7 protein-coding genes and 1 tRNA gene are annotated in these 8163 nt (G+C 49.9%); 2 read left to right on the forward strand and 6 right to left on the reverse strand.

What is annotated here, in order from left to right; translation table 11 throughout:
• Window positions 1-10: 10 nt before the first annotated feature.
• From ACY2VT_RS07805 to ACY2VT_RS07820, 4 genes are read right to left on the reverse strand one after another with little or no spacing between them, the layout of a single operon-like run.
• Window positions 11-949 (reverse strand): DNA/RNA non-specific endonuclease, encoded by a 939-nt coding sequence (locus ACY2VT_RS07805; protein ID WP_461878374.1) that lies wholly within the window; start codon window positions 947-949, stop codon window positions 11-13.
• Entirely contained in the window at window positions 946-1362 is a 417-nt protein-coding gene (locus tag ACY2VT_RS07810; RefSeq protein ID WP_461879482.1) for a ribonuclease Z, read from the reverse strand. The genes ACY2VT_RS07805 and ACY2VT_RS07810 overlap by 4 nt, the downstream gene beginning before the upstream one ends.
• A complete protein-coding gene (locus tag ACY2VT_RS07815) occupies window positions 1359-2102 on the reverse strand; it encodes an ABC transporter permease (RefSeq protein WP_461878371.1) in 744 nt (247 codons plus the stop codon). The genes ACY2VT_RS07810 and ACY2VT_RS07815 overlap by 4 nt, the downstream gene beginning before the upstream one ends.
• Window positions 2095-2865, reverse strand: coding sequence for an ABC transporter ATP-binding protein (locus ACY2VT_RS07820; protein WP_022463010.1), 771 nt, complete (start codon window positions 2863-2865; stop codon window positions 2095-2097). Before ACY2VT_RS07820 ends, ACY2VT_RS07815 begins: the two co-directional genes overlap by 8 nt.
• Before the next feature lie 110 nt (window positions 2866-2975).
• On the opposite strand from ACY2VT_RS07820, the gene ACY2VT_RS07825 reads away from it, so the two are divergent.
• The gene (locus tag ACY2VT_RS07825) at window positions 2976-3623 is read left to right on the forward strand and encodes an epoxyqueuosine reductase QueH (RefSeq protein WP_117802455.1); all 648 of its coding nucleotides are present in this window, start codon (window positions 2976-2978) and stop codon (window positions 3621-3623) included.
• 191 nt (window positions 3624-3814) lie between these two features.
• On the opposite strand, the gene ACY2VT_RS07830 is transcribed toward ACY2VT_RS07825, so the two are convergent.
• A tRNA-Thr gene (locus tag ACY2VT_RS07830) sits at window positions 3815-3887 on the reverse strand.
• Window positions 3888-4198: 311 nt separating this feature from the next.
• Between ACY2VT_RS07830 and ACY2VT_RS07835 the strand changes: the two genes are divergently transcribed.
• Complete coding sequence (locus ACY2VT_RS07835) at window positions 4199-5599, forward strand: citrate/2-methylcitrate synthase (RefSeq protein ID WP_461879483.1); 1401 nt, start codon at window positions 4199-4201, stop codon at window positions 5597-5599.
• A 126-nt stretch (window positions 5600-5725) separates the two neighbouring features.
• On the opposite strand, the gene ACY2VT_RS07840 is transcribed toward ACY2VT_RS07835, so the two are convergent.
• Window positions 5726-7981 (reverse strand): DNA gyrase/topoisomerase IV subunit A, encoded by a 2256-nt coding sequence (locus ACY2VT_RS07840; RefSeq protein ID WP_461879484.1) that lies wholly within the window; start codon window positions 7979-7981, stop codon window positions 5726-5728.
• Window positions 7982-8163 lie beyond the last annotated feature (182 nt).

Here is an 8163-nt window from a genome sequence, read left to right on the forward strand (position 1 = left end):
GTAATTTCTGTTATGGATTGCACCGTCCGCACGGCTCATAGCCTTCTGCGATCAGATCCTCTCTCGGTCCCTGATACGTTGCCTTGTTTTCATCCTTAATCGAGCTGACACTCGAGCACGACGGCAGATGGAATTTCATGCTCGATGTGTTCATGACATATTCCTGCTGATCCGTCATCGTTCCGCTGCTCTCGCTTAAGGTACTGTCCCCCGTTGCATAATTAATCGAGATGCCCGGCTGATCGTTGTATGCGAAGATATGGAACGAAATGCCCTCGCCGTCATCTTCCATGGAGAGCGCCTCCATCTCCACACCATCCGCTACAAGGTTGTCCCCGGTAAAAATTGGTGTAACGCGGTACAGCACATGGTTTCCGGTCTCTTTGACGTAGTCGGCAACCATGTTTTCAAACGGCAGCATGCCCTCGACATTCAGATAACGTGTTCCAGTGATCAGATTCTTCTCATTTGCGTTCTCGCCGGTCAGCTGATATCCGATCAGGTGGCAGCGGTTGTACAGATACTTTCCTTCCACCTGGTCATATTTGACCGTATGCCAGCCCGTCGGTTTTACCTGACCGATGGCTCCGCGTTTTTCCGTCGGCATCAGATCCTGTCCGATATTCGCTTCTGCCACACCGCACCGTCCCAGGCTGTCCAGATCACTGTAATTCTCGTATGATTCAGTCGTCTTCTCCTCATTCGTAAAATCCGGCTGATTGTTGTTGATGACAACGTACGGTTCTCCGGAAAACTCCGGGATGTCAAGAACCGAAACGGCTGTCGGCGCCTGCCCGGCAATCTGGGATTCCGTCATCGTATAGGCAGCTGCGGCCTCCGAACCGGAATCCGCGCTCTCTGTCGAGAGCAGATCCTGCGCCTCACAGCCGGTCAGCGCCAGAACAAGAAGCACCGCCAGCAATAGAAGCTGTTTTTTTATCTTTTTCATTTCTCATATACCTCTTTTGTTATTTTCTCATGGGAATAGCCTGCAAACTCCTCCTCAGACACCTTGTTCCATTTGGAGAGCTCCAGATCCAGTTTCCGGTCCGACGGATAATGCCGGTTCCACCAGAACACAACGATTTGTTCCATCTTTTCTTCCACCGCCTGCAGACCTGTATTTTCCACAAAGCAGTACTCTCCTTCGCCTGCCTGCTTCAGAAAATCTTCTGCCGCCTGAATCGTTACGTTTCCGCGCTCCTCCTGCTCCGCAAACAGCTTTTCCGATGCAGGATCCATCCAGAGCGTTTTTCCCTCACACAACTCACAGATTTTCTCCGTCACCACGCGGTCCCGCGAAACGCGTCTTCCGCCGAACTGCATTCCTTTTCGTTCTTCCAGACATACAATTGCTATCATCTGGTATCCTCCCTTCTTACGTGTGCATATCTGAACACCTGACTGCCGTAGATGATCAGATAGCCAAGCCCTTCCCTTGCCCCGATAAATTCTCCAATGACAACACCGACGAGACACAGCCCGATGTTAACCTTCCACACGGCGAGCAGCCCCGGAAACGACCACGGCAGCACGACGCGGAACAGCATATCCTTTTTCGTTCCGCCGAGTGTTGCAATCAGGCGGAGCATATCCGGCTCCACACTCTGAAAGCTGCTGTAAATGCTGATCACCGAGCCGAATATCGCAACGGAAATGCCGGCCGTGATGATCGTTTTCACGTTTGCCCCCATCCACACAATGAGAAGCGGGGCGAGCGCCGATTTCGGCAGGCTGTTCAGGACTACCAGGTACGGCTCCATCACCGCAGAAAAGCGCGGAAAAAGCCACAAAAGCACAGCGAACGCCATGCCAATTGCCGAGACGAGCAGAAAGCTGATTCCCGTCTCATACACCGTGATCCCGATATGGCGCAGAAGGTTCTGCTCCGTCAACAGGGTCACGAACGTTTTTCCCACCCGCACAGGGCTGGAAAAGATAAACGGATCGATCCATCTCAGATCCGCCGCCACCTCCCATAATACCAGAAAACTGACGAGAAGCAAAGCCCGAAACACCCGCACCTGCTCCCGTTCTCTTTTTTTCTGCCGGAGATACGCCCTCTGAAAGCTGCTCTCCGGCGTTTTTGCCTGCTCACGCATTTTCATTCAGCTCCTTCCAGATGGCATTGAAATACGTTTTAAATTCCGGCGCACTGCGCGCTTTCATCGGCGTGCGCTCCTCCATCGCAAACTGGATCGGAATCTCTTTTTTCACATACGTCGGCCGTGCCGCCAGAACAATCACACGGTCCGCCATGCTGATGGCCTCCGAAATATCGTGTGTCACAAGAATTGCTGTCTTTCCCTCTTTTTTGATGATCTTTCCGATATCATCACAGACGTTCAGCCTCGTCTGGTAGTCGAGAGCGGAGAACGGCTCGTCAAGCAGCAGAAGATCCGGCTCCATCGCCAGTGTACGGATCAGTGCCGCTCTCTGCCTCATACCGCCGGAAAGCTCGGACGGGCGGGCATTGGAAAAGGATTTCAGGCCGTATGTCTCCATCATCTCCCCGACTTTTTCTTTCCGCTCGGGTGTCAGCGTGCGCGAAATCTCAAGGCCCAGCAGAACGTTGCTGTAGATGGTCCGCCATTCAAACAGGTGGTCTCTCTGCAGCATGTAGCCGATATGGAGATCCGCCTCCGTGATCGGCCTTCCACGGCTCAGCAGAGTTCCCGCCTCAGGCTTTAAAAGACCGGAAATCAAGTTCAGGATCGTGCTCTTTCCGCAGCCGCTCGGTCCGACAAGAGCAACAAATTCCCCCGGTTTTACCGAAAAGGTCAGATCGCACAGCGCCGGTGTTTCTCCTTCCATGGTGTGATAGGACAGTGATATATGCTCTAATGACAGGATTTGATCATCCATTTTTTTGCATCCTCCTCTATCTATAAGATATCATATGCAGCTTGCATCCCAGCCGCGCTGAGGCTATAATAGAAAGGATTGAAAGATACCAGGAGGTTTGAAGATACATTATGGCAAATAAAAGAAATTACCAGAAGGAGCTGGATGCGAAGATTGCAGGACTTCACGGTGAAGTTCCGACCTTGCTGCTGCACAGCTGCTGTGCGCCGTGCAGCAGTTACGTGCTGGAATATCTGTCGCAGTATTTTTCCATTACGCTCTTTTACTATAATCCCAACATCTATCCGCCGACGGAGTACGAGCACCGCGTGGAGGAACAGCAGCGGCTGATCCGCTCTCTTCCCGCCGTGCATCCGATTTCCTTCTGCCCCGGCCCGTACGATTCTGACCGGTTCTATGAGCTGACACGCGGGATGGAAAATGTGCCGGAGGGCGGCGAGCGCTGTTTTGTCTGCTATGAAATGCGGCTCCGCGAAGCGGCCGAAATGGCAAAGCAGCTCAAACTCGACTATTTTACAACAACCCTCTCCATCAGCCCGCTGAAAAATGCGGAAAAGCTGAATGAAATCGGAGAACGGCTTGCCGCCGAATACGGGATCCCATATCTCAATTCAGATTTCAAGAAACGGGGCGGCTACCAGCGTTCCATCGAACTTTCCCACGAATACGGCCTCTACCGTCAGGACTACTGCGGCTGCGTCTTTTCCCGCCGGGAACGCGACGCACGGGTGGCAGCACAGGAAAATGGCAACAGCTGATGTGCTCTTTGAAGTGCCTGGCCAAAAGCTCCGTCAGGATATGCTGTACGAACTGATCTTCCTGAAACTTGTAACAGCAAACGCCCTTTGCAGCAGATCTTTTTCCTGCAAAGGGCGTTCGTATTTCTGTCATATTTCTCATGATACAGAAAACCCGCAGAACCTTACGTCCTGCGGGTTTCTAAAGAATAAGCCGAAAATCAGATTCGAACTGACGACCCCTTCATTACGAGTGAAGTGCTCTACCGGCTGAGCTATTTCGGCCTGTGAAATTCATTTCCTGAATGACACAATCATTATTATACCGTATTTTTTTGAAATTGCAAGCATTTTTTTGAAATTTATGAATCTTTTTCTAAAATTTCTTCCGAACACCTGATTTTCCACCGTTTTCATCCATCCTGTTTTCCCCATTCCAACGCAAATTTTATGCATAAACCTTGTCCTTACTTTCAAAAATTAAGGAAAACTCTCCATTTTCCTTATAAAAATTAATGTATTTTGAAAGAAAAGCATTGACAACCGCCAAAAAAGTAAGTATAGTTTTTAACTAAAGGAAGAAAGGGGCTGTTGTCATGACCATGCAATACGACAATCTGGAAGACAAGCTCAATCAGCTTGTAGAATATACAAAGGATTCCGGAAAAATTGATTTAGCTTTATATACTGAATACGATGTAAAACGTGGACTGCGTGATTCCACCGGTAAAGGTGTCCTCACCGGTCTGACTGAAATCTCCGATGTTATCGGTTTTGATGTTGATGAACGGACCGGCGAAAAAGTTCCGACCGATGGCCGTCTCTATTTTCAGGGCTATAACGTCGCAGATCTGATCAAAGGTATGGAAGGACGACGCTTCGGTTTTGAAGAGATTACCTATCTTCTTCTGTTCGGTTCTCTTCCGACAGAACCGCAGTTAAATGATTTCAATGAAATTTTAAGTATCTACCGCGAACTGCCGGACACTTTTGTCCGCGACGTTGTCATGAAGGCAACCAGCAAAAACATGATGAATACTCTGCAGCGCTGTGTGCTGACCCTGTATTCCTACGACGAAAAGCCGGATGACATTTCCATTCCGAACGTCCTCCGTCAGGCTTTGAGTCTGATCGCAAAAATGCCGCTGATCGCCGTTTACGGCTACCATGCATACCGCCACTATCACGAAAACCAGAACCTGATCATCCGAAATCCGAAACCGGAGCTGTCGATGGCTGAAAACATTCTGCAGATGCTTCACCCGGACGGAGAATACACCGAACTGGAGGCCAAGGTTCTCGATGTTGCGCTGATTCTTCACGCAGACCACGGCGGCGGAAATAACTCAACATTTACGACACACGTTGTCTCCTCCTCCGGAACCGACACCTACTCTGCTGTTGCGGCTTCTTTAAGTTCCTTAAAAGGACCGCGCCACGGCGGTGCCAACCTGAAGGTTATGGAGATGTTTGAAAATATTAAAGAGAATGTTACAAACTGGGAAGACGAAAACGAACTGCGCACCTACCTGACCAAAATGCTTGATCGTGAAGCATTCGATGGAACTGGCCTTATCTATGGTATGGGCCATGCTGTTTATACCCTGTCCGACCCACGTTGTGTGATTCTGAAAGAATATGCAAAGAAGCTTTCCGCTGAGAAGCACCGCGAGAAAGAATTTGCTCTCTACGAGTCTGTAGAACGCATTGGCGGCGAGTGTATCGCCAAAAAGCGCCGTCTGCTCAAACCAGTCTGTGCAAATGTCGATTTCTACAGCGGTTTCGTTTACACAATGCTTGGCCTTCCAAAAGAGCTCTACACCCCGATCTTTGCTATCTCCCGTATCTCCGGCTGGTCCGCACACCGGATCGAAGAGCTTGTCAACGAAGGAAAGATCATCCGTCCGGCTTATAAATATGTCGGTCATCATCGTCCGTACGTTGCCATTGAAAGAAGAACCCCAAGAAAGACTTCCCACAGTTTTTCAAATAACTAAAAAATTATGCGAAAAGGACACCTGCCCCGTACCGTTCTGGTATCGGGCAGGTGTCCTTTTATTGCCAAGTGATCTCTCGAAAAACCCGCGGAGCGTGCTTCTCATGGTTATAAACAAAACTCTGCGTTATACCCGGATCTTTGTTCCCTTGGTGTCTCGTTTTGCCAGCTTAATCTTCGCTGTCAGAGAAATCTCTTTGTCGTGATACGTGATCGTGTAATCCATCCGGCTTGCCAGCAGATACGCATGCTCTACCGCGTCGTCCTCTGCCATGCGGATACCGCGCACACCGATGGCAGCTTTTTTCTTCTCCGGCACTTCACTCGTAAGGAAGCGCAGGAAGACACCGTTTTTCGTCTGCAGAACCACATACTCCTGCTCCTGGCAGACCTCGGCAAGAATCAGACGGTCCTCCTCGGATGAAAGCTTCGTCGCCGCGATCGTTCGTTTTACGACATCAAACTCGGATCCATCGACAAGTTTTACCATACCGGCCGCGCTGACGAACAGCAGCTTATTGTTCTTGATATTTTCCAGTGCATCAACGTAAATCATCTGCTCCTTCTGGCTGCTGTAATTTCCAAGGTTGTCGATCGGCGTTCCCTTGTCACGGAATCTTCCATACGGGATGTCCATTACTTTGATGCTGTGCATCATGCCAAGATCCGTAAAGACGCAGATCTTATCGGTGTTTTTGCACTGGAACACATATTTGTTCTCGTTGTGCACAGCCTCTTTGTTCCGCTCGTAAGCAGACGTATCGATCGTCTTCGCATAACCGAAGCGGTCCATCAGGAAGACAACATCCATCTCCTCGACCTTCGGCTCCTCAAGAACAATCGCCTCAGCATTCTCAATCGCCGTTTTCCGCTTGTGGCCGTACTCTTTTTTAATCTGCGTCAGATCTTCCATAATAACTTCCGACATCGAGTCGTAGTTATTTAAGATATCCTCATACTTTGTGATCTTCGCTACCGTCGCCTCATGATCTTTTAAGAGTGCTTCCACTTCCAGTCCGATCAGCTTCTGCAGACGCATCTCCAGAATCGCCGTCGCCTGGCGTTCCGTAAAGCAGAGCTGTGCCGCCATACGCTCACTGGCTTTTGATTTGAAGCGGATACCATCGGTCACACCCATAATCAGACACTCTTTGACCTGCTTCTGTGTCTTGCTTCCGCGCAGGATCTCAATGATCAGATCGATCACATCGCATGCCTTGATCAGACCTTCCTGCACCTCGCGGCGCTCCATCTCTTTGCGGAGAAGGTTCTGGTATTTGCGGGTTGCCACTTCAAACTGGAAATCAACGTGATGCTCGATCACCTGTTTAAGGCTTAACGTCTCCGGTCTTCCATCTGCCACGGCGAGCATGTTGACACCGAACGTATCTTCCAGACGTGTTTTCTTGTACAGCAGATTCGTGATCCGCTCCACATCCGCGCCTTTTTTCAGTTCGAGCACGATGCGTGTTCCTTCTTTCGAGGACTGGTTGGAAATGTCGACGATTTCCGGCGCTTTCTTGCTCTCCACAAGCCCCGCCACATCGTTCAGGAACTTTCCGATGTTCGCACCGATCATCGGGTACGGAATTTCGGTGATCACAAGATACTGCTTTCCGTTTTTGCCTTTCTCCACTTCCACTTTTCCGCGGATTTTAATCTTTCCGACACCTTTTTCATAGATCGACAGCAGGTCATCCTGGTTGACGACAATACCGCCGGTCGGGAAATCCGGTCCTTTGATGTATTTCATCAGGCCTTTGACGGTGATGTCGTTGTTTTTCATGTAAGCCTTGACCGCATCCACGATCTCACACAGGTTGTGCGGCGGAATGCTTGTTGCCATACCGACAGCAATACCGTCTGCGCCATTCAGCAGAAGGTTCGGCACACGCACCGGCAGAACGGACGGTTCTTTTTCCGTCTCATCGAAGTTCGGTACGAAATCGACAACGTCTTTGTCGAGATCCTTTAAATAGACCTCCTGTGTAATTTTCTGCAGTCTCGCCTCGGTGTATCGCATTGCAGCGGCACCGTCACCCTCAATCGACCCGAAGTTTCCGTGGCCTTCCACGAGCGGCTGGCCTTTCTTGAAATCCTGTGCCATTACGACAAGCGCGTCGTAAATGGAACTGTCGCCGTGCGGATGGTATTTACCCATCGTATCGCCGACGATACGGGCGCATTTTCGGAACGGCTTGTCGTACTGGATGCCGAGTTCATACATATCATACAGCGTACGGCGCTGTACCGGCTTTAATCCGTCTCTGACGTCAGGAAGCGCTCTGGAAATGATGACGCTCATCGCATAATCAATGTAAGATTTCTGCATGACCTCAGAATATTCGGTCCGTATAATCTGATCTTCTGATTTTTCTCTCATCTTCCTTTATCCTTCCTGTTGTTTCAACTCACAGTCGGTATTTTCACGGAGTCTGACATGTCGAAAATAGTTCGACTGTGACTTGCCTCATGCCAGTGGAGGATACCGATTTCTCTCCGCCCGCCACTGCCGTTATGTTTCTTTTAACAATTCATCCCACCGCTTTAGAAGCGGGGGACTTC

Source organism: Fusicatenibacter sp. (assembly GCF_050872605.1).
In the GTDB taxonomy this organism is placed as follows: Bacteria; Bacillota; Clostridia; order Lachnospirales; family Lachnospiraceae; genus Fusicatenibacter.

Coding starts and splice junctions, on each gene's coding strand:
- ACY2VT_RS07815 (WP_461878371.1), bottom strand. CDS start 2,102: ATGCGTGAGCAGGCAAAAACGCCGGAGAGCAGCTTTCAGAGGGCGTAT.
- ACY2VT_RS07810 (WP_461879482.1), bottom strand. CDS start 1,362: ATGATAGCAATTGTATGTCTGGAAGAACGAAAAGGAATGCAGTTCGGC.
- ACY2VT_RS07840 (WP_461879484.1), bottom strand. CDS start 7,981: ATGAGAGAAAAATCAGAAGATCAGATTATACGGACCGAATATTCTGAG.
- ACY2VT_RS07825 (WP_117802455.1), top strand. CDS start 2,976: ATGGCAAATAAAAGAAATTACCAGAAGGAGCTGGATGCGAAGATTGCA.
- ACY2VT_RS07805 (WP_461878374.1), bottom strand. CDS start 949: ATGAAAAAGATAAAAAAACAGCTTCTATTGCTGGCGGTGCTTCTTGTT.
- ACY2VT_RS07820 (WP_022463010.1), bottom strand. CDS start 2,865: ATGGATGATCAAATCCTGTCATTAGAGCATATATCACTGTCCTATCAC.
- ACY2VT_RS07835 (WP_461879483.1), top strand. CDS start 4,199: ATGACCATGCAATACGACAATCTGGAAGACAAGCTCAATCAGCTTGTA.